Raw genomic sequence first — 24,994 nt, forward strand, 5'->3', positions numbered from 1 at the left:
TCTTTCTTAATTGCTTATAGTCGTTTCGATAAGCTGGCGATAGCTTTGGCGGTAGTGATCAATGCCATGGTGCTTTACCAGATAGCGGAACCCATGTTCTCCCTTTTGTTGGAGCGCATGGATATCCATAGATAAATAGGCACGTAGGGCCTCGGCAAGGCCATCGACATCTTTGGGTTTTACGGCGATTCCACCAGCCCCCAAAATAATATGACGTAATTGTGGAATATCCGAAGCAATCAAAGGTAGGCGGCCAGCCATTCCTTCCATCAACGCTAGCGGCAGGCCTTCCTGCAGCGAAGGGAGTGTCCAAATATCAAAGGCTTTGGCATATTGTGCCGCATTGTCGCGCCATCCGAGCATATCTACACGATCAGCAATATTGGATTCCTTGATCAGTGTATTCAGCGCACTTTCTTCTTTGCCATTCCCAATGATTGCCAATCGAGCAGAGGGAAATTCATCCTTGATACGTGCGAAGGCGGAAATAAGATAGCGATGCCCCTTGACGGCCACTAATCTGCCGAGTGCGCCGACGATGATGGCATCCTGGGGTAATCCAAGATGTTCTCTAGCCCTATGTTTCTCCAGTTGCTGTGCAGCAACCTTATCGATGTCGATCGCGTTCTGAATAGTGACAGTATTGTTTGTCTTGAAGCCTGACTGGTATGCAATGAGTCTCTCACGTACAGTTTCTGAAACGCCCACAAAGCGCCAGTGCTGGTCGGACAGTAGTTTGACCTGCCATTGCCGATATTTGCGCTTGTATTCATCCATGCTGTGTGCAATGCCAATGCATAAAGGCACACGCATGATCTTGTTGAGCTGAAGAACTAAACTGATTACCTTGAATCTATTGCAGATAATGACATCAGGACGATGCTTTTGACAGAATCGGTAAAGTTTCCACATGGCTTTCAGGCGCAGGCCAGTGACGTCCTTTTCTTTTAAGTCGAAATATTCAATATGCTCGGCAATGCTGCTTGGTTGCGTGCTCGTGGGGCGGCCAGACAAATAGCCTGAGAACACTTCATATTGCTCTACCGGCAGGCCCTTGACGATTTGCTCGGCCAGATCGGAGGCATCATTGGGCTTTACATTGTAATCGGGCTGTAGCTGTAATACTTTGATGCGGTTTTTCATTGTTCAGTATTCAGTGAGCAGTGCTGAGATAACGGTTATCGGCTGAATCTGCTTCAAGCAATTTAAATGACCCAGTGGGCATTCACGTTGAAAGCAGGGGCTGCATGCCAGCCCGAGATATTCAATGACCGCCTTGCTGCTCATGGGCGGTGTATGGTGTGGGTCAGAGGAGCCGTAAATGGCGATGAGTTTTATATCCAAGGCCGCCGCCACATGCATGAGGCCTGAGTCGTTGCTGACGATTGCGTCGCATAGCGACATGAGGTCAATGGCATCGCCCAGCTTGGTCTTGCCGCCGAAATCCTCGCATACTTGACCGCTCAGCCGGTTGATCTCGGCGGTGTAGGGTACATCCTTGTCGGAGCCGAACAGCCAGACCTGCCAACCATGGGCATGGGCAGCGCGCGCCACTTCAGCATAATGTTCCAGCGGCCAGCGTTTGGCTTCGCCATATTCTGCGCCTGGGCAAAGTCCCAATACGGGGGGGTGTGGTGCTGCTATACCGAGTTTTTCCAGGCAGGCAAAGGCATTATCTCGGTTAGCGACCAAGCTGGGGTTGGGAATGTGGCTGGGCATACTGCTCTGGGCATCAATGCCGAGAGCGACGAAGCGATCCACCGTGCGAGGTAATTGGGTTTTATCCAATAGTCGGATATCGTTAAGCAGGCCATAGCGCATTTCACCGAGAAACCCGGTGCGCTGCTTGATTCCGCTGGCCGCGGGCAGGATAGCGGATTTCAAGGAGTTGGTGAGCATGATGGATTGGGTGTAGTGCCGTTCCTTCAGGCTGCGGCCAAAGCGGATACGCTCTTTCAATGCCAACTGGCCGTGCTGGAAGGGCAGAGCAATGGCATTATTCACTTCCGGCATGCGCTCCAGCAACGGCAACGTCCATGCCGGCGCTGCGACTTCGATGATGCAGTCCGGTTTTTGCTGCTTGAGGGTCTTGAACAGGCTTTGCGCCAGCACCATGTCGCCTACCCAGGAAGGGCCCATGACGAGGATTTTGTCTTGCCGGTTGTTGACCATCTAGCGAACCTCGGCCATCAGGATGCAAGCTTCCTGATGATATTGCTGGTGCTACGGCCCGGCACGACATCGATCAATGAGACCTTGCCGCCCCAGGATTTGACTTCCGCGCCGCCTACTACCTGGTCTTCCGTGTAGTCGCTGCCCTTGACGATGACGTCAGGGCGGAGGGCCTTGATCAGGTCGATAGGCGTATCTTCATCGAACAGGATGACGGCATCCACGGATTCGAGCGCGGCAAGCACACGGGCCCTGTCCTGCTCATGGATCACCGGGCGGGTCGGGCCTTTCAACGCACTCACCGAGCGGTCCGTGTTGAGGCCCAGCACTAGGCGGTCGCCGGTGTTGCGGGCTGCCTCCAGGTAAGTGACATGCCCGGCATGCAGCAGGTCGAAGCAGCCGTTGGTAAAGACGATACGCTCACTGTGATTGCGCCAGGTTCTTACCCGGGCTAGCAGGCTGTCCAGGTTGCAGACCTTGTCCGCTTGCGCTGCGGATTGCTGGGATTGCAGCTCATGTTCCAGTTCCGCCTTGTTGATCGGCACCGTGCCGACCTTGCCCACCACGATGCCTGCCGCGATGTTGGCGAGCTCGATCGCATCGTGCAGGGGAAGGCCGTGTGCCAAGCCTGCAGTGAGTGTGGCGATCACGGTGTCGCCGGCGCCTGAAACGTCGTAGACCTGGCGTGCAGTGGCAGCCAGATGCGCGCTGCCCTGGCGATCCAGCACGGTGATGCCTTCTTCTCCGCGGGTGACGGCGAGGAATTCGAGCTGCAGCGCGCTGCGCAGCTGTTCTGCAGCAGCAAGCAGTGCCTGGTCGTCATGGATGGCGACATGGCAGGCTTCCGCGGTTTCGCGTTTGTTCGGGGTCAGCCCGCTCGCGCCCTGGTATTTGCTGTAGTCGCGCCCCTTGGGATCGACCAGTACCGGGATATTGGCGGCTGTGGCTTGCGCAATCACCGACTGGCACAAGGTTTCGCTCAGTACGCCCTTGGCATAGTCGGAGAGGATGACGGCGGCTGGTCCGTCCGTCAGTGCCGTGCTGATGGCGGCTTGCAGGGCAAGTTGTTCTTCTGCTGAAAATGCCGCGGCGTCTTCCTGGTCCAGGCGCATCATTTGCTGGTGGCCGCCAAGGATACGGGTCTTGGTGATGGTGGGCCTGAGCGTGCTGCGATGGACGTGCTGCGTGTCTGCACCGATATTGCGCATCAAGCCGAGCAGGGTCTGTGCTTCGTTATCCTGTCCAATCACGCCCGCGATCCTGGTCTTGATTCCGAGGCCGGCCAGGTTGGCCGCCACGTTGGCCGCCCCCCCGGCGCGCTCGTCTTGCGACTTGAGCAACACGACAGGCACCGGCGCTTCCGGCGAGATGCGCTGGACATCGCCGAACAGGTAGCGGTCCAGCATGAGGTCGCCGATGACCAGTATCCACAACGGGTCATGTCCGAAGCGATGCTGAATGGTATTGAGGAAAAACTCGCGCATATGGGTAAATATGATGAAGTGTTAGTCGGCTTCCACCAAGTCGCACAGGCTATGCCCGATCAGGATGTGGGCTTCCTGGATGCGGGGGGTATCGCTGGTGGGCATGGTCAGCACGTGGTCGCAGAGGCTCGCGAGCTTGCCGCCACTGCCGCCAGTCATGGCCACGGTGACGGCGCCGATTTCGCGTGCCTTTTCTATGCCCAGCACCACATTGCGGCTATTGCCCGAGGTGGAAAAACCAATCACCAGGTCTGCGGGCAGGCAGAGCGCTTCCACCTGGCGGGAGAAAATAAAGTCGAAGCCGTAGTCGTTGCCGACCGAGGTGAGGATGGAGGTGTCCGTAGTCAAGGCGATGGCTGGCAATCCCCGGCGCTCTTTCTTGTAGCGCCCGACGATTTCAGCGGCGATATGCTGGCTGTCGGCGGCGCTGCCGCCGTTGCCGAACAGCAATATCTTGCCGCCGTTGGCGAGGCAGGCGCGCATCGCTTGCGCCACATCGGCGATTTTGGGCAGCAGCGGCTCCAGCGCGGCAATGACGGCCTGGTGTTCGCTGAAAGCTTGTTTCAAGGTGTCGACAGCATTCATGGTGTTCTCCTGGCTAGGCTCAGCAATAAGGGTCGGCTTGCATGAGGTATTGCTGGACGTAATCCTGCACACCTTGCTCCAGCGTGTGGAACGGGGCGGTGTAGCCTGTATTGCGCAACTTGCTGATATTAGCCTCTGTAAAGTATTGATACTTGCCCATGAGGTCTTGCGGCATGTCGATGTATTCGATGCTGGGTTCGCGGCCCATGCTGGTCATGACGGCGGTGGCTAAATCCTTGAATGCGCGCGCCTCGCCTGTGCCGATGTTGAACAGGCCTGAATGCTGGGGTTGCTCGAGGAAATGCGCCATCACGGCCACGGCGTCCTTCACATAGACGAAATCGCGCAATTGCATGCCATCCTCAAAACCGGGCTTGTGGCTCTTGAACAGCTTGACATGGCCTTGCTCGCGGAACTGGTTAAAGGTGTGGAAGGCGACGCTGGCCATGCGTTCCTTGTGGTATTCATTCGGGCCATAGACATTGAAGAACTTGAATCCGCACCATTGCGGCGGGGTTGCCAGCCCTTCGCTGCTTTGACGCAGAACCCACTGGTCGAAAAACTGCTTGGAGTAGCCGTAGCCGTTGAGCGGCCGCAACTGGTCGATCGCCGACTCCTCGTCATCATAGCCGAACTCGCCCCCGCCGTAGGTGGCGGCGGAGCTTGCGTAGAGGAACGGGACTTCGTTTTCCGCACACCAGCCCCATAGCAATTGGCTATAGCGGATATTGTCCTGCACCAGCTTGTTGAAATCGCGTTCCGTCGTGGCGCTGATGGCGCCCATATGGATGATGGCATCTATTTTTCCGATCTTGGGCAGCCAGCCGAGTAGTTCGTCCTTGTCCAGGTAATTGGCATAACGGCGGTGGCAAAGGTTTTGCCATTGTTCGGGGTGCGCAATGCGGTCTACGATCACAATATCGTCGCGTTGCAGCACGGTATTGAGATGCCAGGCCATCATGCTGCCTATCATGCCTGCGCCGCCAGTGATGACTATCATTGTTTGAATCCGTTTCTAGCTAATTCGAGAGTATAGCAAAAGCCCATTCCCTATTGGGCGAGGTTTAACCAAGATTAACGCAGACGCACTAACGCAGCGCCACCCAGCCCTGCAGATTGTCGAGGGCGATTTCACGCATGGCTTTTATCCAGGTATCCCTGTCGTTGAGGGCAGGAATGTAGTGGTATTCGCCGCCGCCACCTTCAAGGAACAGGGTTTTCCCCTCCATGGCAATTTCCTCCAGGGTTTCCAGGCAGTCGCTGGAAAAGCCCGGGCATACCACGTCCACGCGGCGCAGTTTTTGTTTGCCCAGCGCCTCGATCGATGGGGCGAAGTAGGGTTGCAACCATTCCGCGGCGCCGAATCGCGACTGGAATGCAATCAGGTATTGGTCTTCCGTCAGGTCCAGCGCCTGGGCAATCAATTTACCGCTGGCCTGGCATTGATCGTAATAGGGGTCGCCCAGGTCGTAGGTGCGGCGCGGCACGCCGTGGAAGCTCATGACCAGCTTGTCGGGCTTGCCATGCTGTTGCCAATGGAGGCGGATGCTTTCCGCCACTGCGTTAATATAGGCCGGGTGCGTGTGATAGTCGCGTATGGTGCGGATTTCCGGCATGTTGCGGGTACGGATCAGCGTGCGCATCGCCTCGTCAAGCGCAGAGGCGCTGCTGCTCGCGGCATATTGCGGATAGAGCGGGAACAGCAGGATGCGGTTGCAGTTCTTTGCCTTGAGCTTCTCGATGGCGGACTGGACCGAGGGTCGGCCGTAGCGCATGCCGAGCTCCACGGCATAAGGCGAAGCCACCTGCTCGTGCAGGTAGCCCTCCAGCAGCCTGGCCTGCTTCTGGCTGTTCACCATCAAGGGCGAGCCATCCTTGTCCCATATAGTGGCGTATTTATGCGCGGATTGCCGCGGGCGCAGTACCAGAATGACGCCGTTGAGGATGAACCACCAGATGAAGCGGGGAATCTCGATGACGCGGCGGTCGCTGAGGAATTGCCGCAGATAGGGGCGCAGGGCCTTGGCGGTAGGGGCTTCCGGGGTGCCCAGGTTCATGACCAGGATGCCGGTGCGTTCAGGCTCCTGGGCGGAGATGTTCGGCTCTTTCAAGTAAAAAGACATGCACGTTCCTCTTGTTGGGTCACAGCTTGCCACGGACGTCGCCTGGCTAGCTCTTGAAATGCTGCAAGCCGGTCTGGCGTGGCTTAGTGGTTGTTGGACAATGCATTCGACAGTAGTTTCGCCGTGATGTCCACGATGGGGATCACCCGCTCGTAAGCCATGCGCGTCGGGCCAATCACACCCAGCGTGCCGATGGTTTGCCCATTGGTTTCATAAGGGGCGGTCACCATGCTGCATTCATCCAGCGGCAGGTAGCCCGATTCTCCGCCGATGAAAATCTGCACCCCGCTGGCTTTCTGGCTATGGTCCAGCAGTTGCATGAGCGAGGTGCGGCGCTCGAACATCTCGAACAGTTTGCGCAAGGAACTGACATTGGTGGAAAGATCCTGCACGTTCAGCAGGTTGCGCTCCCCCGCAATGACGACGCCGTCCTTGTTATTGTCCGCGGTCTTGCTGCTGGCCTCCAGCGCTGCAGCCATGAGGCGCGTCATGTCGGACTGCATCTGCTTCAGTTCCTCATGCAGCTTTTGCTTGACCTCGTCCAGGGTATTGCCGGCATAGTTCTGATTGAAGAAGTTGCTCGCCTGCGTGAGGTCTGCCGCGCTATATGGTTTGTCTGCGAGGATGATGCGGTTCTGTACCGTGCCGTCCGTTGTAACGATGATGACCAGGATGCGTTTTTCCGATAAGGGCAGGAATTCCAGGTGGCGGAATGCAATGCTCTGGCGCTTGGGGATCAGGACCAGGCCGGCAAAGTGCGTCAGGCTGGACAGGAGCTCCGCGGCAGAGTTGATGAGTTCCTGCGGGTCAGGGGACGACAGCACATGCTCCAGCTTGCGGATTTCCTGGTTCTGCAAAGGCTGCACTGTGAGCAGGGTATCCACGAACAAGCGGTAGCCGCGCTGGGTGGGAATGCGGCCCGCAGACGTGTGCGGGCTGGCGATAAAGCCATGGTCCTCGAGCTCCGACATGATATTGCGGATCGAGGCCGGGCTGAGGTCGAGCCCGGAGGCCACCGACAGCGTGCGCGAGCCCACGGGCTGACCGTCACTAATGTAGTGCTCTATCAGGGTCTTCAGCAATATCTGGGCGCGTTTGTCTAGCATATTCTTATAGATGAGGATGTGACATTGCTAATTCAATGCATAAATTCAATGCATATCGACAGGCTTCAATAAATGAAAAAATTATCCGATACAGGCCGGTCTTGCGCAATCTATTATTGATCCCGATGATTGATTTGACATGCGGCAGGGTTTTACGCGCCAATCTTCTATGATTTAATGCCAGCCATGAAAAGTGCGTTCCAGACAGTGGCATTGATCGGCAAGTACATGAACCCGGAAACCCGGGATCAGATTCTTGCCTTGGCGCGGTTCCTCGGGGAACGCCATATCGGCGTGTTCATCGAGGAAAAAACGGCGCAGCATTCCAGCATCAAGGGCTATACCACGCTGCAGATGAACGCCATAGGCGCTTATGCCGATCTGGCGATCGTGCTGGGCGGCGACGGCACCATGCTGACGGTGGCGCGGGCGCTGGTGGATTACAAGATTCCGCTGGTGGGCGTCAATCGCGGCCGTTTCGGCTTTCTGACCGATATCAATTCGGACCATATGCTGGAAAGCATGGCCGCGATCCTGGACGGCGTGTTCGATACCGAGCAGCGCATCCTGCTCGAGGCGTGCATCGTGCGCGAAGGCAAGACGGTCGGGCAGGGATACGCCTTGAACGATGTGGTCGTGAACAAGAACGGCCTGGCGCGCCTGATCGAGCTGGAAATCCATATCGACGGGCACTTCGTGCAAAAGCAGCGCTCTGACGGTCTGATCGTCGCGACCCCCACCGGGACGACGGCTTATTCATTATCCGCCGGCGGGCCCATCCTGTATCCAACGCTCGATGCGATCGCCCTGGTCCCCATTTGTCCGCATACGCTGAGCAACCGCCCGATTGCGATCAGCAGCGCCAGCGACGTGGTGATCCAGGTAGTCCACGCCGAGGATGCCAGCGTGCACCTGGACGGGCAAATGAAGATGGCGTTGCAGCCCGGCGACCATGTACAGGTGAAGCGCGCGAAAAACACCATTACATTGCTGCATCCGCCGGGGCATAACCATTTCGACGTCTTGCGTGAAAAGTTGCATTGGGGATAGGCATGCTCACAGAAAATTCATATCCGCGTTGCCAAGACAGAGGGAGCAGGCCATAGATGCTGCAGACACTCTCGATCCGTGATTTCGTCATCGTCGATAAGCTCGAGCTCGAGTTCAGCCCCGGCTTTACCGTATTGACCGGTGAAACCGGCGCTGGCAAGTCCATCCTGATCGATGCATTGTCGTTGGTGCTGGGCGCTCGCGGGGAGGGCGGCATCACGCGCGCCGGAGCGGAAAAGGCCGAGATCAACGCAGTGTTCGATATCGCAACCCTGCCGGATTTGCAGGCTTGGCTGCGTGAAAACGAGATCGACGCGGATGATGCGCAATTGTTGCTGCGCCGCGTCATCTATGCCGACGGGCGCTCGCGCGCCTTTATCAACGGCTCGCCTGCGACCATCCAGCAGTTGCGTGACATAGGCGAGTTCCTGGTCGATATCTATAGCCAGCACGCCCATCATGCCTTGCTCAAAGCCAGCACGCAGCGGCAGGTGCTGGATGCCTATGGCGGCCTGCAAAGCCAGGCGGCGGAAGTCGCCAGTGCCTACCAGGCCTGGCAGGTGCTGTACCGCAAGCGGATGGACGCCGAGAAGAATGCCGAAGCCTATGCCGCAGAGTTGGCCGAGTTGCGTGACCAGGTGCGCGAGTTGGCTGCGCTGGCGCCTTCCGCCGAGGAGTGGGAACCATTGCAGCAGGAGCATGTGCGCCTCGCCCACGGTGCCAGCATATTGGCCGGCGGTGAGGCCTGCCGGGAATTGTTGAGCGAGGGCGAACTGGCCGCGATCAGGCAGTTGAGCAGCGTGCAGCACAAACTGCAGGAACTGGTGGCGTACGACAGCGGATTGCAGGAGGCGCTGGACACCCTGGAAGGCGCCGTGATCCAGCTGGAGGAAACCGACCGTTTCCTCAACCGTTACTTGCAGCGTGCGGACCTGGACCCCGAGCGCCTGAACGAGGTTGAAAGCCGACTCCAGGCCTTGCATGCCGCGGCGCGCAAATACAGGTCGCGGCCGGAAGAGCTGCCAGGGTTGCTCGCATCATGGCAAGCGCGCGTGGCGGAACTTGAATCCGCGAACGACAACGGCCAGTTGCAGCAAGAGGAAGAGCATGCGCGCGCCGGCTATGATGCGTTGGCGCAGCGCTTGAGTGCCGCGCGCCGGCAGGCGGCGCTAAGCCTTGGCGACAAGATCAGCGCCGAAATGCAGCGGCTTTCATTGAGCGGCGGCAAATTTGCCGTGGCGCTCAATGCGCAGGAGCCTGCTGCGACAGGAAATGAACAAGTCGAGTTCCTGGTGGCCGGCCATGCCGGCGTGGCGCCCCGTCCTTTATCCAAGGTGGCTTCGGGCGGCGAGCTGTCGCGTATCAGCCTGGCGATTCGCGTTGTCACGGCGCAGCAGGGCGATACGCCGACCATGATTTTCGACGAGGTGGATGTCGGCATCGGCGGCGGCGTTGCCGAGGTGGTCGGGCAGTTGCTCAAGACATTGGGCAATCAGCGCCAGGTGCTGGTGATTACCCACTTGCCGCAGGTGGCGGCGCAAGGCGCCCAGCATCTGCGGGTAAGCAAGCATCTGCAGGATGGGCAGACCCTGAGCCGGATCGAGGCGCTGACGCATGCGCAGCGTGTAGACGAGGTAGCGCGCATGCTGGGCGGGGTGGAGATCACCGAGACGACGTTGCAGCACGCGAGCGAGATGTTGGCTGCCAGCGCTTGAGCTATCTCGGCATGTAAAAATCTGGCATGGCGGCAATATGCCTGAAAACCGGCTTTAATGTCGTGGTATATTACGCCATTTCTTGCCAAAGTCATGGTGTGATGCGTCATATAATCCTTTTAGCTGCGCTGCTGTGCGTAGCCTGCAGCTCTGCACTGCCTTCCTTCAAGCCTTACAAGATGGACATCCAGCAAGGTAATGTCGTGACATCCAAGATGATGTTGCAATTGCGGCCTGGCATGACGAAGTCGCAGGTGCGTTTCATCATGGGGTCGCCCCTGATCCAGGATAGCTTCCATCGCGACCGCTGGGATTATTTCTATCAGATGCGCAAGGGCGGCAAGGTCGTAGAACAGCGCCGGGTCATCATGGAGTTCGAGAACGACGCCTTGAAGCGTGTGCGCGGCGACGTCGTTCCCGCCTCGCCGGAAGATACCGCGGTGACGGCGGCAACGCCTGCCACACCCATCGTGGTAGAGCCGAAGGCGCCGGAAAAGAAGGGCATGCTCGATCGCCTGAAGTTCTGGAAGAGCGATGACGAGCAGCCCAGCGGAGCCGAATATTACGATATGAAGCCGACTGCCCCGGTCGTGCAGGAAGACCCTGTCGCGCCGAGAAAGGTTGTGCCGGAGCTGGCAGCTCCCGGTGTTGCGCCTGCAGCTGCTCCAGCTACAGTCCAGCCGTCGACACCTCAGTCCGCTACCCAGCCGGCGCCAGCGAAGCCTGCGGCCAAGCCCGCAGCGCAACCTGCCGCCGGTGCAGCTGCGGCAACCCAGCCAACCGTTGATACGGATGAAGAAGAGGATGATGACGACTTGCCATCTGAGGATGAGCCCGGCTACTTCGAACGCATGCTGGAAAAGATCGGCTTCTAGGTTTGCGTGGCAGTTTAATCAATCAATGAATGTGGTTTGAAAATGCAAAAAATCGTCATTGCCGGTTGTTCCGGCCGTATGGGGCATGCCCTTCTCGAAGGGGTGTTTGAGGATGAGGGGCTGGAATTGCATGGCGCGCTCGACCGTGCGGACAGTCCGCAGATCGGGCGCGATGCCGGCGAGCAGTTCGGCCGCGAAACCGGCGTCAAGATTACCGCTGACATTGCCGCGGCAATCAATGGCGCGGACGTGCTGGTGGATTTCACCCGCCCTGAGCCCAGCCTGGAATACCTGGAAGCCTGCCGCCAGGCGGGCGTTAAGTTGGTGATCGGCACCACGGGCTTCAGTGCCGGGGAAAAGCAGCAGATCGAGCGTGCGGCGCAGGACGTCGCCATCGTGTTTGCGCCGAACATGAGCGTGGGCGTGACCCTGTTGATCAACCTGGTGCAGGCCGCGGCCAAGGTGCTGGACCAAGGCTACGATGTGGAAATCATCGAGGCGCATCATCGTTTCAAGGTGGATGCGCCTTCCGGCACGGCGTTGCGCCTGGGCGAAGCGGCCGCCGAGGCATTGGGCCGCAACCTGGATGAAACTGCCATCTATGGCCGCCAAGGTGTGACGGGCGAACGCGATTCCAATACCATCGGCTTTGCCACTGTGCGCGGCGGCGACGTGGTGGGGGATCATACCGTGCTGTTCGCCGGCATCGGCGAGCGTGTGGAACTGACGCACAAGGCGTCCAGCCGCGCCACTTTCGCACTGGGGGCACTGAGGGCGGCGAAGTTTCTCGCTGGCCGCAAGGCCGGGCTGTACGACATGCAGGATGTGCTTGGCCTGAAAAAATAGCGAATCGGCGGCTTGCGGTCGTGCCGAATGGCCGTAGTATGAAAATTGTTTAATGCGCGCGTTGAAGGCAATGCCGCTTTAGGCTATAATTCCGCAAAAATTAAAGCGGGATGGGCGGGAGCCCGTCCCGCTTTGCACATCCGCTTTCCGTGCTTGTCTTTGTGCGGAATATCAAATAGTTACAAGGAGTTAGAATTGCCGCAAACCCCAGCCGTACTTGTGCTCGCAGACGGGACAGTGTTCAGGGGCATTTCAATCGGTGCCTTGGGTGAGACTGTAGGGGAGGTGGTCTTCAACACCTCCATTACCGGTTATCAGGAAATTCTCACCGACCCATCCTATACCAAGCAAATCGTCACATTGACCTACCCGCATATCGGCAACGTCGGGGTCAATGTCGAAGATGTCGAGTCCGGGCATGTCTACGCAAGCGGCCTCGTCATTCGCGACCTGCCCTTGCTGAGCAGCAGCTGGCGCAGCGAGAAACCCCTGTCAGAATACCTGGCCGAAAACAACGTGGTGGCCATTGCCGATATCGATACCCGCAAGCTTACCCGCATCCTGCGTGAAAAGGGCGCGCAGGCCGGCTGTATCATCGCAGGCGAGGTGGACGAGGCGCGCGCGCTGGAGTTGGCGCGCAGCTTCCCTGGCCTGGCCGGCATGGACCTGGCCAAGGTGGTGAGCCGCAAGGACGCAGGCACGTTCGAGCTGGGCGAATGGAAGCTTGGCGAAGGCTATGCCGCCCAAGATCATGCCAAGTTCAACGTGGTCGCTTTCGACTACGGCGTCAAGCACAACATCCTGCGCATGCTGGTGGAGCGCGGTTGCAAGGTGACCATCCTCCCAGCCCAGGCGACTGCCGAGGAAGCGTTGGCGTTGAATCCCGACGGCATCTTCCTTTCCAACGGCCCGGGAGACCCGGAGCCTTGCGATTACGCGATCAAGGCCATCAGCACATTGGTCGATACCGGGGTGCCGGTATTCGGCATCTGCCTGGGGCACCAACTGCTGGCCCTCGCGAGCGGCGCCAGGACCGTCAAGATGAAGTTCGGCCATCATGGCGCCAACCATCCGGTGCAGGACCTGGACGACAAGCGTGTATTCATCACCAGCCAGAACCATGGCTTTGCAGTCGATCCGGAAAGCCTGCCAGCCAACCTCAAGTCTACCCATGTCTCCTTGTTCGATGGCAGCCTGCAAGGGATCGCCCGTACCGACAAGCCTGCGTTCAGCTTCCAGGGGCATCCCGAAGCCAGCCCGGGCCCTAACGAGATGAGCTACCTGTTCGACCGCTTCATCAACCTGATGGGACAGCAAAAGCAATAAATACCATGGCAAAACGTACCGATATCAAATCCATACTCATCATAGGCGCCGGCCCGATCGTGATCGGCCAGGCCTGTGAATTCGACTATTCCGGCGCCCAGGCCTGCAAGGCGTTGCGCGAAGAAGGCTACCGCGTCATCCTGGTCAACTCCAACCCGGCGACCATCATGACCGATCCGGACATGGCGGATGCAACCTACATCGAGCCTGTCACCTGGCAGATGGTCGAGAAGATCATTGCCATCGAGCGCCCGGATGCGCTGTTGCCGACCATGGGCGGGCAGACCGCGCTGAATTGCGCATTGGACCTGGCCAAGCACGGCGTGCTGGAAAAATACAATGTCGAGCTGATCGGCGCTTCCAAGGAAGCCATCGACAAGGCCGAGGACCGCGAGAAGTTCAAGCAGGCCATGACCAAGATCGGCCTCGGCTCCGCCCGCTCCGCAGTGGCGCACAGCATGGAAGAGGCGTTGCAGGTGCAGGCTTCGATCGGTTATCCCGCCATCATCCGCCCCTCGTTCACCATGGGCGGCAGCGGCGGCGGCATCGCCTACAACCGTGAAGAGTTCATCACGATTTGCGAGCGCGGCCTGGAGGCCTCCCCGACCAGCGAGCTGCTGATCGAAGAATCCCTGCTCGGCTGGAAAGAATACGAGATGGAAGTGGTCCGCGACAGCAAGGACAACTGCATCATCATCTGTTCCATCGAGAACCTTGACCCGATGGGTGTGCATACCGGCGACTCGATCACTGTCGCTCCTGCGCAGACCCTGACCGACAAGGAATACCAGATCATGCGCAACGCCTCTCTCGCCGTGTTGCGCGAGATCGGGGTGGATACCGGCGGTTCCAACGTGCAGTTCGCGATCAACCCCGACGACGGCCGCATGATCGTGATCGAGATGAACCCGCGCGTGTCGCGTTCATCCGCCTTGGCATCCAAGGCCACCGGTTTCCCGATTGCCAAGGTGGCGGCAAAGCTCGCGGTCGGCTTTACCCTGGACGAGCTGCGCAACGAGATTACGGGTGGCGCGACACCGGCTTCCTTCGAGCCTTCCATCGATTACGTCGTCACCAAGATCCCGCGTTTCGCGTTCGAGAAATTCCCGCAGGCTGACTCCCGCTTGACGACGCAGATGAAGTCGGTGGGTGAAGTGATGGCCATTGGCCGTACTTTCCAGGAATCATTCCAGAAGGCCCTGCGCGGCCTGGAAGTAGGCGTGGACGGCCTGGACGAAAAGACGACTGACCTGGACGAAATCCAGAAGGAACTTGGCGAGCCCGGCCCTGAGCGCATCTGGTACGTTGGCGATGCGTTCCGTGCCGGCCTGACGGTGGACCAGGTATTCGACCTATCCAAGATCGACCGCTGGTTCCTGGTGCAGATCGAGGACATCATCAAGCGCGAGCAGGCGCTCAAGGGCCGCCACCTCGCCGACCTGGATCGCGACGCGCTGTTCCAGCTCAAGCGCCGCGGCTTCTCCGACAAGCGCCTCGCCAGGCTGCTGGGCACCGACCAGCATGCCGTGCGCGCCTACCGCCAGGCATTGAGCGTGCGCCCGGTCTACAAGCGCGTGGATACCTGCGCTGCCGAATTCTCGACAGACACCGCCTATATGTACTCCACCTATGAAGAGGAGTGCGAGGCACAGCCGACCAGCAAGAAGAAGATCATGGTGCTGGGCGGCGGGCCTAACCGTATCGGCCAGGGCATCGAGTTCGACTATTGCTGTGTGCATGCCGCCTTCGCGATGCGCGAGGACGGCTATGAGACCATCATGGTCAACTGCAACCCGGAAACCGTATCCACCGATTACGACACTTCCGATCGCCTCTATTTCGAGCCGTTGACGCTGGAGGACGTGCTGGAGATCGTGGCGCTGGAAAAGCCGGAAGGCGTGATCGTGCAATATGGCGGACAGACTCCGCTCAAACTTGCGCGCGACCTGGAGAAGGCCGGCGTGCCCATCATTGGCACCAGCCCGGACGCGATCGACCGTGCGGAAGACCGCGAGCGCTTCCAGCAGATGCTGCAGGAACTCGACCTGAAGCAGCCGCCCAACCGCACGGCGCGTACGCCTGAGGAGGCGATCCGCCTGGCGCAGGAGATCGGCTATCCATTGGTGGTGCGTCCTTCTTACGTACTGGGTGGCCGCGCGATGGAAATCGTGCACGAGCAGGCACAGCTCGAGCGTTATATGCGCGAGGCCGTCAAGGTTTCCAACGAGTCCCCGGTATTGCTCGACCGCTTCCTCAACGATGCGCTTGAAGTGGATGTGGATGCGCTTTCCGACGGCGAAGACGTCATCATCGGCGGCATCATGGAGCACGTCGAGCAGGCCGGTGTGCACTCAGGCGACTCCGCATGCTCGCTGCCGCCATACAGCTTGTCTGCTGCGATGCAGGACGAGCTGCGCGAGCAGACCGTCAAGATGGCCAAGGCGCTGGGCGTGGTCGGGCTCATGAACGTGCAGTTCGCTATTCAGGGCAATACCGTTTACGTGCTGGAAGTCAATCCGCGCGCGTCCCGCACCGTGCCCTTCGTGTCCAAGGCCTGCGGCTTGCAGCTGGCCAAGATCGCGGCGCGCTGCATGACCGGGCGCAAGCTCAAGGACCAGGGCGTGACCCGCGAGGTCGTGCCGCCTTACTATTCCGTGAAGGAAGCGGTATTCCCGTTCATCAAGTTCCCGGGCGTGGATACCATTCTTGGGCCGGAAATGAAGTCTACCGGCGAAGTGATGGGGGTAGGCAAGACCTTTGCCGAAGCCTTCGTCAAGTCGCAGCTCGGTTCCGGCACCAAGCTGCCCAAGGGCGGCAAGGCGTTCATCAGCGTACGGCGCGAGGACCGCGAGCGCGTGGTCGAAATCGCACAGGCCCTCGCCGGACTCGGGTTCCAGTTGGTGGCTACGCGCGGCACCGCTGGCGCGCTGACCGAGGCCGGATTGAGCGTGACGCCGGTGAACAAGGTGGCGGAAGGGCGCCCGCACATCGTGGACATGATCAAGAATGGCGAGATCAGCTTCATTGTCAACGTGACCGAAGACAAGCGTGCCGTGGCGGACTCCTATGAAATCCGCCGCAGCGCCCTGCAGCAGAAGGTGACGTATTACACTACGCTGGCTGGCGCCAAGGCCGCCTGCATCGGCATGGCGCATATGCAGGAACTGGAAGTGCAGTCCTTGCAAAGCTTGCATAAACAGCTTTCTAAGTAATAACATAGTTACTGACCAGACCACGCCTGTACAAGCAGGTGTGGTTTTATTTTTATCCGGCATGCCTGTTGCGGTTCGTTTCGGCAGGCAATGCATTGTTTTCAAGCAAGTTGTGGATGCCAAGGAATAACAAATGAATCAAATCCCAATTACCGTCAAAGGCGCTGAACTCCTCAAGGCCGAATTGCAGCGCCTGCGCAGCGTGGACCGGCCTGACGTGATCCAGGCCATTGCGGAAGCGCGCGCCCAAGGCGATCTTTCCGAAAATGCGGAATATGATGCGGCCAAGGAGCGCCAGAGCTTCATTGAAGGCCGGATTGCCGAAATCGAGGCCAAGCTTTCCAATGCGATGGTCATTGATCCCGCAACCTTGAATGCCGAGGGCCGCTGCGTATTTGGCGCCACGGTTGAGGTTGAAGACCTGGATAGCGGGGACGTGGCGACCTATCAGATCGTAGGCGACGACGAGGCGGACATCAAAAGCGGCAAGATTTCGATTGGTTCGCCGATTGCCCGTGCATTGATTGGCAAGGTCGAGGGGGATGTTGCTGAAGTGGCGGCTCCTGGCGGCCTGCGCTCCTACGAAGTGCTCAACGTGCAGTATATCTAGAGAGGCTAGGCGAATGAATGCATGGTCTGACAGGTTGGCATTAATCGTCATTACCCTTTGGGTAGGAGCCTTGTGGATAGTCGGCTATGTCGTGGCGCCCAGCCTGTTCAGCCAACTTGCTGCAGACAAGCCATTGGCGGGAAATCTTGCGGGACGTTTATTCGAACTGGTGGCCTACATCGGCTTTGCAAGCGCGGTCTACTTGCTGCTGCACCGCCTACTGCGTTCAGGGTTTTTTGCATTCAAGCAAGGCTTTTTCTGGGCTGTTGTCATCATGCTCCTGATCGCGATCGGCGGGCAGTTCGTCATACAGCCCATGATGGCGGATCTGAAGGCGCAGGCATTGCCTGCCGATGTAATGCATAGCGACTTCGCGGACCAGTTCAGCCTAGTACACGGCATCGCCAGCGTGGGCTACTTGGTTCAGAGCTTGCTTGGCCTGGTGCTGATATTCAAGGCAAAGCCATAACGGAGAAAAGCCGCAATTCACAATGATGATGAGTTGCGGCTTTTGTCTTAGGTAAGGGCTCGTTCTATTTCGGAATGGCGATCTTGGGCTGCTCGGCCTGGCGGTAGATGATCAATTGCTTGCCGATATGGTGCACGGGAATGGCGCCGGTCTTCTCGCAGATTTCCTGCAGCATGGCGACGCGGGCCGCCCGGTCGTCGCCGAATACCTTGATCTTGATCAGCTCGTGCGACTTCAGGCTGACCTCAATCTCTTTCAAGACCTGTTCTGACAGGCCGTTATTACCTATCATCACTACAGGATGCAGGTCGTGGCCCAGGCCACGCAAAAAGCTGATTTGTTTGGAATTCAATTGATTTATCTTGTTGATTCGAAAAGGCTCGCAGTTTAGCAGATGAAACGCCGACCTACCAGTAAAGCTTGGTTGCAGGAACATGTGAATGACGAGTTCGTCAAACGTGCCCAGCGTGACGGCTACCGTGCCCGTGCCGCCTACAAATTGCTCGAAATTGATGAAAAAGACCAATTGATCAAGCCGGGCATGACCATCGTCGATCTGGGCTCTGCGCCTGGCAGCTGGTCGCAAGTGGCAGTCCAGCGCCTTGCCGGCCAAGGGCGCGTGATCGCGCTGGACATTCTGGAAATGCCGCCGGTGCCTGGCGTCGAGTTCATCCAGGGGGATTTTCGCGAGGAGGAAATCCTGCGGGCCCTTGAAAAAACCCTGAACGGAAAGCCGGTAGACCTTGTAATTGCCGATATGGCCCCCAATATCAGTGGCATCAGCGACGTGGACCAGGCAAGGGCGGCCTACCTCACCGAGCTTGCACTGGAGTTTAGCCGGGAATGGTTGAAACCGGGGGGCAATTTCCTGGTCAAAGTATTCATCGGCTCCGGCTTCGACGAGATTGTGCTGGCAATGCGAGAAAGTTTCGAGAAAGTGGTGACGCGCAAACCTAAGGCGTCGCGGGACCGCAGCAGTGAAGTTTATCTTCTGGGCCTGAAGCGCAAGAATGCCTGAATTGTAGGGCATGACGGTGCAAATAGGTTTAGAATAAAGCAGTAAATGTCCATTGAATAAGGATCAGGACTTTGAATAACATCGTAAAGAACGTTGCCATCTGGCTGATTGTGGCCCTGGTGCTCATGACGGTTTTTAACCAGTTCGGCCCCAAGGGTTCTTCTGAGAGCCAGGTGGTGTATTCGCAGTTCATCAATGAGGTGAAAGAGGGCAGGATCGCCAAGGTCACCATTGATGGACGCGTGCTGCGCGGCGTGACCAACGAAGGCCGCAAGTTCAATACCTATGCGCCTTCCGACCCATGGCTAGTGTCCGACCTGCTCAAGAACAATGTGACGGTGGAAGCCAAGCCCGACGAAGAGCCATCCATCCTCATGAGCATCTTCGTGTCATGGTTCCCCATGCTGCTGCTGATCGGCGTCTGGATTTTCTTCATGCGCCAGATGCAGGGCGGCGGCAAGGGTGGTGCGTTCTCGTTCGGCAAGAGCAAGGCGCGCCAGCTCGATGAAAACTCCAACCATACTACCTTCGCGGACGTGGCCGGTTGCGACGAAGCCAAGGAAGAAGTGTCCGAACTGGTGGAATTTCTGCGCGACCCGACCAAGTTCCAGAAGCTGGGCGGACGCATCCCGCGCGGCGTGCTGATGGTGGGCCCTCCTGGGACCGGTAAGACATTGCTTGCCAAAGCCATCGCCGGCGAAGCCAAGGTGCCTTTCTTCACGATTTCCGGTTCCGACTTCGTTGAAATGTTCGTCGGCGTGGGCGCGGCGCGCGTGCGCGACATGTTCGAGCAGGCCAAGAAGAATTCGCCTTGCATCATCTTTATCGATGAAATCGATGCCGTGGGCCGTCACCGTGGCGCAGGCACCGGCGGCGGCAACGACGAGCGCGAACAGACCCTCAACCAGATGCTGGTGGAAATGGACGGCTTCGAGGCCAATTCCGGTGTGATCGTGATTGCTGCGACCAACCGTGCCGATGTGCTCGACAAGGCGCTGTTGCGTCCGGGGCGTTTCGACCGCCAGGTGATGGTTGGCTTGCCCGATATCCGGGGCCGAGAGCAGATTCTCAAGGTGCATATGCGCAAGGTGCCGATTGATGCCGACGTCAAGGCAGATATCCTGGCACGCGGCACGCCCGGCTTCTCGGGTGCCGACCTGGCCAACTTGGTCAATGAAGCGGCGTTGTTTGCCGCGCGCCGTAACAAGCGCACCGTCGATATGCAGGACTTCGAGGATGCCAAGGATAAGATATTCATGGGGCCTGAGCGCAAATCCATGATCATGCGCGAGGAAGAACGCCGCAATACGGCCTACCACGAATCTGGCCATGCCGTCGTGGCTGCTCTGTTGCCGCATGCCGATCCCGTGCACAAGGTGACCATCATGCCGCGTGGATGGGCGCTTGGCCTGACCTGGCAGTTGCCTGAGCATGACCGTATCAGCAACTACAAGGACAAGATGCTGGAGGAAATCTCCATCCTGTTTGGCGGCCGCATTGCGGAAGAAATTTTCATGAACCAGATGTCCACTGGCGCCTCCAACGACTTCGAGCGGGCCACCAAGATCGCACGCGATATGGTGACCAAGTACGGCATGTCCGATGTGCTGGGTACCATGGTGTATGCGGGTAACGAGCAGGACTCCATGTTTGGCAGTATGTCAGCCAAGACTGTGTCCGAGGCGACTCAGCAAAAAGTGGACGCGGAAATCCGCCGTATCCTGGACGAGCAATATGCCGTGGCGCGCAAGCTGCTGGAAGAGAACCGTGACAAGGTGGAAGTCATGACGGCAGCTTTGCTGGAATGGGAAACCATCGATGCGGAACAAATCCAGGACATCATGGAAGGCAAGCCGCCACGTCCGCCCAAACCAGCGCCATCCAGCAGCAAGCCTGCCGCAGATAGCGACAATGGCGGCGGCACGACCACAGAGCCAGCGCCGCAGCCTGCTGCAAAAGCCTGATTCAGTTTCCGCTTCTAGGCCACATTGACTCGAAAGCAAATACTTCGGGACTTGTGGCCTTTATTGTTTCCGTCTGTTGATGAAATATGCAAATCTCTAACCAATTCATTTGCGGCAAGTACCAACTTGACCTCACCCGGCCCCATGTCATGGGCATCGTCAATGTCACCCCGGATTCCTTTTCAGACGGCGGGCGCTATGCCTCGACCGAGTTGGCCGTCTCGCATGCCTTGCAACAGGTAGCCGAGGGTGCCGATATTCTCGACATCGGCGGCGAGTCTACCCGGCCTAATGCAATCCCTGTCGGGCTGGAGGAGGAGCTGGACCGGGTAATCCCCGTAATAGAGCGCCTGGCAAGGGAAGTCGATGTACCGCTTTCCATTGATACCTATAAGCCGCAAGTGATGCGCGAAGCGGTAAAAGTCGGTGCCGCCATCATCAACGACATTCGCGGCTTGCAGGAGCCTGGCGCATTGCAGGCGGCTGCGGAGGGCAATGCCGGGGTTTGCGTCATGCATATGCAGGGGACGCCGCAGACCATGCAGAAGGACCCGGTTTATCAGGACGTGGTGCAGGAAGTAAAGGCATTCCTCCTGCAACGCTTGCAGGCATGTGAGGCGGCGGGCATTCCTGCTGAGCGCATCGTGCTCGACCCGGGCTTCGGCTTCGGCAAGCGCACGGCGCATAATATTGCCCTGCTCAACGGCCTGCCGGATATCCTAGAGCTGGGCCGCCCCTTGCTGGTCGGCTTGTCGCGCAAGTCCGTGCTTGGGCAGATCGTCGGTAGTGACGTTGATCAACGGCTGCATGCCAGCCTGGCGGCTTCGGTGATTTCGGCAATGAAGGGCGGCCGTATTGTGCGGGTGCACGACGTGAAGGCCACGGTGGATGCGCTAAAGGTAGTCGATGCCGTCATCAATGCATGAGCGGCGCTGGTAAAAAATTTAACGAGTCATAAAAATGAGCAGAAAATATTTTGGTACGGATGGTGTGCGCGGCAAGGTGGGGACGTTTCCCATCACCCCTGATTTCGTCATGCGCCTTGGCTATGCGGCCGGTCGTGTGTTGACGCGTATGGACCATCACCTGGCGCCCGGCACCAAACCGCTGGTGATTATCGGCAAGGATACCCGCATCTCGGGGTATATGTTCGAGACGGCACTGGTCTCCGGTCTTTGCGCAGGCGGCGTCAACGTCCGTATCACCGGGCCGTTGCCGACGCCCGCCATCGCCCATGTGACCCGTGCGCAGCGTGCGCAGGCCGGCATCGTGATTTCGGCATCCCATAACCCGTTTGACGATAACGGCATCAAGTTTTTCTCGGCGCAAGGCACCAAGTTGCCGGACGAGGTAGAACTCGCCATCGAGGCCGAATTGGACCAGCCCATGGAGCTGGTCCCGACGGAACAGATCGGTCGGGTTAAGCGGATTGACGATGCAGCAGGCCGGTATATCGAGTTCTGCAAGAGCACCTTCCCGAATGCGTTGGATTTGCGCGGGCTGAAGATCGTGCTCGATTGCGCCAACGGCGCGACCTACCATGTGGCGCCGCCTGTGTTCCACGAGTTGGGCGCCGAAGTCATCAGCATCGGTACCCAGCCGAACGGCCTGAACATCAACCTGGACGTCGGCTCCACCCATCCAGAGTCCTTGCAGCAGGCCGTGGTCGAGCATCAGGCCGACCTCGGCATCGCGTTCGACGGCGATGGCGACCGCGTGGTCATGGTCGATAGCCAAGGCCAGCTGTTGGATGGCGACCAGCTGCTCTACATTATCGCCAGCCATCGCCATCAACGTGGCCGGTTGGGTGGCGGTGTAGCCGGTACCCTCATGACCAACCTAGCGCTCGAACATGCGCTGGGCAAAGAAGGCATCCCATTCCAGCGTGCCAAGGTTGGTGATCGCTATGTACTGGAATTGCTCAATGCCAATGAATGGCAGCTGGGCGGGGAAAACTCAGGGCACATCCTCTGTCTGGACAAGCATAGCAGCGGCGATGGCATCATCGCCGCATTGCAGGTGCTGCATGCCTTGCGCGCCTCCGGCCTGAGCCTGGCCGATTGGGGCAGGCGCTTGCCACTCTATCCTCAGGTACTCATCAACGTCAAGGTCGCGCAACGCATTGACCTGGACGGCAATCCAGAATTGCAGGCGGCGGTGAAGGCTGCCGAGGATGCATTGAACGGCAGCGGCCGCGTCTTGCTGCGCGCTTCCGGCACGGAGCCCAAGATTCGCGTCATGGTCGAAGGGCAGGACCGGAACCTTGTGCAGAGCTTGGCCGAGAATATTGCCGCTGTGGTGCGGCAAGCGGCAGGAAACTAAGAGCGGCTGTCATCATAAATTCAGCGTAGTGACACGGTTTTGTCATGAGGGAGTGCCAATCTGCGCCCATGCATAACCGACTGCTGACAAATTATCTTGAACGTATCTGTGCGCTGGACAGTGCCTTGTGCATCAAGGTCAATCGCAGCAGCCATTACCGCCTGGTACGCTGGAGTTTCCGCCTGGTGAGCCGCCTGGGCGATGGCGTGTTCTGGTATGCCATCATGCTGGGCCTGATCCTCACACAAGGAGAGGCTGGCATTGCGGCCAGCCTGCATATGATGGTCGTAGGCCTGAGCGGCACGTTGATCTACAAATGGCTCAAGGGCAAAACCTTGCGTCCACGACCTTATGCTGTCCACCAGGACGTGTGGCTAGCCGGAAAACCGCTCGACAAGTTCAGCTTCCCCTCGGGCCATACCCTGCACGCAGTCGCATTCAGCATGGTCGCCTTGGCCTATTATCCGGAACTTAGCATGCTGATACTGCCGTTTGCTGTGTTGGTGGCGATGTCGCGCGTGGTGCTGGGGTTGCATTATCCGAGCGATGTGCTGGCAGGAGCTGCAATTGGCGCTTTGATCGCCTCGGTATCTTTCTTGTTCGTCTAGCTGTTTCTATTTTCCTCACATCATCGCAATGGCGAGCGCAGCGAAGCCAAGTGCGGTTTTGACCTTGGGCTCCCCGTCTGGCTGCGCTACTCGGCGCAGTCAGACGGGAGGTAAGTCAACGGCGGCTTGGCATCGCTGCGCTCGCCCTTGCGGGCAGGTAGGATCAGTAAAAATACTCGATCGGGCTATTGAGCCTGCGCTTAAGGTCAGCCAGGCAACGCTTGCGCCAGCGTTGCATCTGTTCGCTGGGCACGTGGTTGAGTTCCGGCTCCCAGTGCGGCCTGCCGCCTTGCAATAACGTGCCGATATGGCTGAGTGCGCTCTGGGTCCTGGCGATGTAGAAGGCGAAATTGCGGAACAGGCGCTTATCCATTAAACGCATGCCATGGTAGATCATGCCTGGCAGGCGGGACACGCGCAGCAGACGGTCGGCTTTTCCCAGTCTTGATATTGTGCGGATGGCTTCCGCCGGGCTGCAGTTGAAGTAGGGGGCGATAAAGTGTCCCAAGGTGTGCCGATGGTTGAGCAACAGTTGGGCAGGGGTATGCTCTAGCAAAGGGGCCAGGTAGGCATCCATGGCCCATTCCGCGCCGATGTGCGTGATCATGCTGCCTTCCATCCACATGGCTTCATGGGCGGGAACGAAGTGGTTGTGCGCGATGACGTCTATGTAGAGGTGGCTGGCGTAGCCGATGGCAATCGCGGTTTCCTCATCGCCGCTGGCATTGGCCAGCATTTGGTGGGCGTTTTCCCAGTAATGGCTGTGGCTGAAGCGCGGCGATACGATGGCGAGGTCCGGCAGGCACGCTCCCGCCATTACCAGTTGCGGGAAGCGGCTGATGGCGCGTTGCAGGCGCGGGTCGAGCAACGGCATGGCCCAGAGCAGCGAGTGGGCGAAGTAGACGTGGGTCACCAGGCCCCAGGCCTGGGCGTCCGCACTGTAGCCCACGATTGGTGTGAACCACAGCAATGAAGTCAATATCTTGCCGGTATTCATGCCGTTAATGTGCTGGCTGGCAATGAATGGATTGTGGCAATTCCGTGATGTTATCGTGACAATGGCAGGGGCTGCTGGCAATTTGCTATACTGCCGCGCTCAATCTCCCACATTCTGTTCCGAGGAATTCATGGAAAGTCCGTACAAGGGCAAGACCGGTTTGCGTCGTCTGATCAATGCGTTTGGCTACTCTGTCGACGGGCTTGCGGCCGCTTACCGCAATGAGGACGCGTTCCGTCAGGAAGTGCTCATGGCGATGATCATGATTCCCTTGGCCATTTACCTTGGCAACGATGCGATTGCCAAGGCCTTAATGATAGGCAGCGTGCTGCTCGTGATTATCGTCGAGTTACTCAACTCGGCGGTTGAGGCGACCGTGGACCGGATTTCGTTGGAAAACCACCAGCTTGCCAAGCGCGCCAAGGATATCGGCAGTGCCGCCGTATTGATTTCCCTGATCAACCTGGTGGTGGTCTGGTGTCTGTTGATCTTCGGCTAAAGTATTTTCGCCC

The 24,994-nt window shown here is 58.4% G+C and carries 23 protein-coding genes; 14 read left to right on the forward strand and 9 right to left on the reverse strand.

The features are described from left to right. Positions 1–6: 6 nt before the first annotated feature. From ACWXTG_RS00560 to hrcA, 7 genes are all read right to left on the reverse strand, one after another. Positions 7–1,143, reverse strand: a complete 1,137-nt coding sequence (locus ACWXTG_RS00560) for a glycosyltransferase (RefSeq protein ID WP_480220357.1) — start codon at positions 1,141–1,143, stop codon at positions 7–9. A 3-nt stretch (positions 1,144–1,146) separates the two neighbouring features. Beyond that, entirely contained in the window at positions 1,147–2,172 is a 1,026-nt protein-coding gene (waaF, locus tag ACWXTG_RS00565; protein ID WP_480220358.1) for a lipopolysaccharide heptosyltransferase II, read from the reverse strand. A gap of 17 nt (positions 2,173–2,189) precedes the next feature. Further along, the gene (gene hldE / locus ACWXTG_RS00570; protein ID WP_480220359.1) at positions 2,190–3,656 is read right to left on the reverse strand and encodes a bifunctional D-glycero-beta-D-manno-heptose-7-phosphate kinase/D-glycero-beta-D-manno-heptose 1-phosphate adenylyltransferase HldE; all 1,467 of its coding nucleotides are present in this window, start codon (positions 3,654–3,656) and stop codon (positions 2,190–2,192) included. Between the two features lie 21 nt (positions 3,657–3,677). Continuing rightward, the gene (locus tag ACWXTG_RS00575) at positions 3,678–4,241 is read right to left on the reverse strand and encodes a D-sedoheptulose 7-phosphate isomerase (protein ID WP_480220360.1); all 564 of its coding nucleotides are present in this window, start codon (positions 4,239–4,241) and stop codon (positions 3,678–3,680) included. A gap of 19 nt (positions 4,242–4,260) precedes the next feature. Beyond that, the gene (gene rfaD / locus ACWXTG_RS00580) at positions 4,261–5,241 is read right to left on the reverse strand and encodes an ADP-glyceromanno-heptose 6-epimerase (RefSeq protein ID WP_309564716.1); all 981 of its coding nucleotides are present in this window, start codon (positions 5,239–5,241) and stop codon (positions 4,261–4,263) included. Between the two features lie 88 nt (positions 5,242–5,329). Continuing rightward, positions 5,330–6,364, reverse strand: a complete 1,035-nt coding sequence (gene hemH, locus ACWXTG_RS00585) for a ferrochelatase (protein WP_480220361.1) — start codon at positions 6,362–6,364, stop codon at positions 5,330–5,332. An 83-nt stretch (positions 6,365–6,447) separates the two neighbouring features. Then, positions 6,448–7,470 carry a heat-inducible transcriptional repressor HrcA gene (gene hrcA, locus ACWXTG_RS00590; protein ID WP_480220362.1) on the reverse strand — a complete coding sequence of 341 codons (1,023 nt, stop codon included), beginning with the start codon at positions 7,468–7,470 and terminating at the stop codon, positions 6,448–6,450. A gap of 186 nt (positions 7,471–7,656) precedes the next feature. On the opposite strand from hrcA, the gene ACWXTG_RS00595 reads away from it, so the two are divergent. The 8 genes from ACWXTG_RS00595 (at position 7,657) to ACWXTG_RS00630 (ending at position 17,573) form a co-directional block, all read left to right on the forward strand. Further along, positions 7,657–8,520, forward strand: coding sequence for an NAD kinase (locus ACWXTG_RS00595; protein ID WP_480220363.1), 864 nt, complete (start codon positions 7,657–7,659; stop codon positions 8,518–8,520). Between the two features lie 56 nt (positions 8,521–8,576). Further along, positions 8,577–10,235 (forward strand): DNA repair protein RecN, encoded by a 1,659-nt coding sequence (gene recN, locus ACWXTG_RS00600; RefSeq protein ID WP_480220364.1) that lies wholly within the window; start codon positions 8,577–8,579, stop codon positions 10,233–10,235. Positions 10,236–10,336: 101 nt separating this feature from the next. Further along, on the forward strand, positions 10,337–11,110 hold the full coding sequence (locus ACWXTG_RS00605) for an outer membrane protein assembly factor BamE (protein ID WP_480220365.1): 774 nt from the start codon (positions 10,337–10,339) through the stop codon (positions 11,108–11,110). A 42-nt stretch (positions 11,111–11,152) separates the two neighbouring features. Continuing rightward, complete coding sequence (gene dapB, locus ACWXTG_RS00610; RefSeq protein WP_480220366.1) at positions 11,153–11,956, forward strand: 4-hydroxy-tetrahydrodipicolinate reductase; 804 nt, start codon at positions 11,153–11,155, stop codon at positions 11,954–11,956. Between the two features lie 195 nt (positions 11,957–12,151). Then, the gene (gene carA / locus ACWXTG_RS00615) at positions 12,152–13,282 is read left to right on the forward strand and encodes a glutamine-hydrolyzing carbamoyl-phosphate synthase small subunit (protein WP_480220367.1); all 1,131 of its coding nucleotides are present in this window, start codon (positions 12,152–12,154) and stop codon (positions 13,280–13,282) included. 5 nt (positions 13,283–13,287) lie between these two features. Beyond that, the gene (gene carB / locus ACWXTG_RS00620) at positions 13,288–16,494 is read left to right on the forward strand and encodes a carbamoyl-phosphate synthase large subunit (RefSeq protein WP_480220368.1); all 3,207 of its coding nucleotides are present in this window, start codon (positions 13,288–13,290) and stop codon (positions 16,492–16,494) included. Positions 16,495–16,627: 133 nt separating this feature from the next. Beyond that, positions 16,628–17,104 carry a transcription elongation factor GreA gene (gene greA / locus ACWXTG_RS00625; protein WP_309564725.1) on the forward strand — a complete coding sequence of 159 codons (477 nt, stop codon included), beginning with the start codon at positions 16,628–16,630 and terminating at the stop codon, positions 17,102–17,104. 13 nt (positions 17,105–17,117) lie between these two features. After that, a complete protein-coding gene (locus tag ACWXTG_RS00630) occupies positions 17,118–17,573 on the forward strand; it encodes a DUF4149 domain-containing protein (RefSeq protein WP_309564726.1) in 456 nt (151 codons plus the stop codon). A 64-nt stretch (positions 17,574–17,637) separates the two neighbouring features. Here the strand turns inward: ACWXTG_RS00630 and ACWXTG_RS00635 are convergent, their stop codons facing one another. Continuing rightward, a complete protein-coding gene (locus tag ACWXTG_RS00635) occupies positions 17,638–17,934 on the reverse strand; it encodes a YhbY family RNA-binding protein (RefSeq protein WP_407994387.1) in 297 nt (98 codons plus the stop codon). A gap of 33 nt (positions 17,935–17,967) precedes the next feature. Between ACWXTG_RS00635 and rlmE the strand changes: the two genes are divergently transcribed. The 5 genes from rlmE to ACWXTG_RS00660 all read left to right on the forward strand — a co-directional run bounded on the left by rlmE (position 17,968) and on the right by ACWXTG_RS00660 (position 23,485). Continuing rightward, complete coding sequence (gene rlmE / locus ACWXTG_RS00640; RefSeq protein ID WP_407994330.1) at positions 17,968–18,591, forward strand: 23S rRNA (uridine(2552)-2'-O)-methyltransferase RlmE; 624 nt, start codon at positions 17,968–17,970, stop codon at positions 18,589–18,591. A gap of 71 nt (positions 18,592–18,662) precedes the next feature. Next, the gene (gene ftsH / locus ACWXTG_RS00645) at positions 18,663–20,555 is read left to right on the forward strand and encodes an ATP-dependent zinc metalloprotease FtsH (protein WP_480220369.1); all 1,893 of its coding nucleotides are present in this window, start codon (positions 18,663–18,665) and stop codon (positions 20,553–20,555) included. Between the two features lie 86 nt (positions 20,556–20,641). Continuing rightward, positions 20,642–21,481, forward strand: a complete 840-nt coding sequence (folP, locus tag ACWXTG_RS00650; RefSeq protein ID WP_480220370.1) for a dihydropteroate synthase — start codon at positions 20,642–20,644, stop codon at positions 21,479–21,481. A gap of 34 nt (positions 21,482–21,515) precedes the next feature. Continuing rightward, a complete protein-coding gene (glmM, locus tag ACWXTG_RS00655) occupies positions 21,516–22,877 on the forward strand; it encodes a phosphoglucosamine mutase (protein WP_407995852.1) in 1,362 nt (453 codons plus the stop codon). A 68-nt stretch (positions 22,878–22,945) separates the two neighbouring features. Then, positions 22,946–23,485, forward strand: a complete 540-nt coding sequence (locus tag ACWXTG_RS00660; protein ID WP_407995853.1) for a phosphatase PAP2 family protein — start codon at positions 22,946–22,948, stop codon at positions 23,483–23,485. A gap of 163 nt (positions 23,486–23,648) precedes the next feature. Here ACWXTG_RS00660 and ACWXTG_RS00665 read toward each other — a convergent pair whose 3' ends face one another. After that, on the reverse strand, positions 23,649–24,482 hold the full coding sequence (locus tag ACWXTG_RS00665) for a zinc dependent phospholipase C family protein (RefSeq protein WP_407995854.1): 834 nt from the start codon (positions 24,480–24,482) through the stop codon (positions 23,649–23,651). 130 nt (positions 24,483–24,612) lie between these two features. Between ACWXTG_RS00665 and ACWXTG_RS00670 the strand changes: the two genes are divergently transcribed. After that, positions 24,613–24,981 (forward strand): diacylglycerol kinase, encoded by a 369-nt coding sequence (locus tag ACWXTG_RS00670; RefSeq protein ID WP_407995855.1) that lies wholly within the window; start codon positions 24,613–24,615, stop codon positions 24,979–24,981. Positions 24,982–24,994 lie beyond the last annotated feature (13 nt).

The organism is Methylobacillus sp. DLP286 (assembly GCF_056636515.1).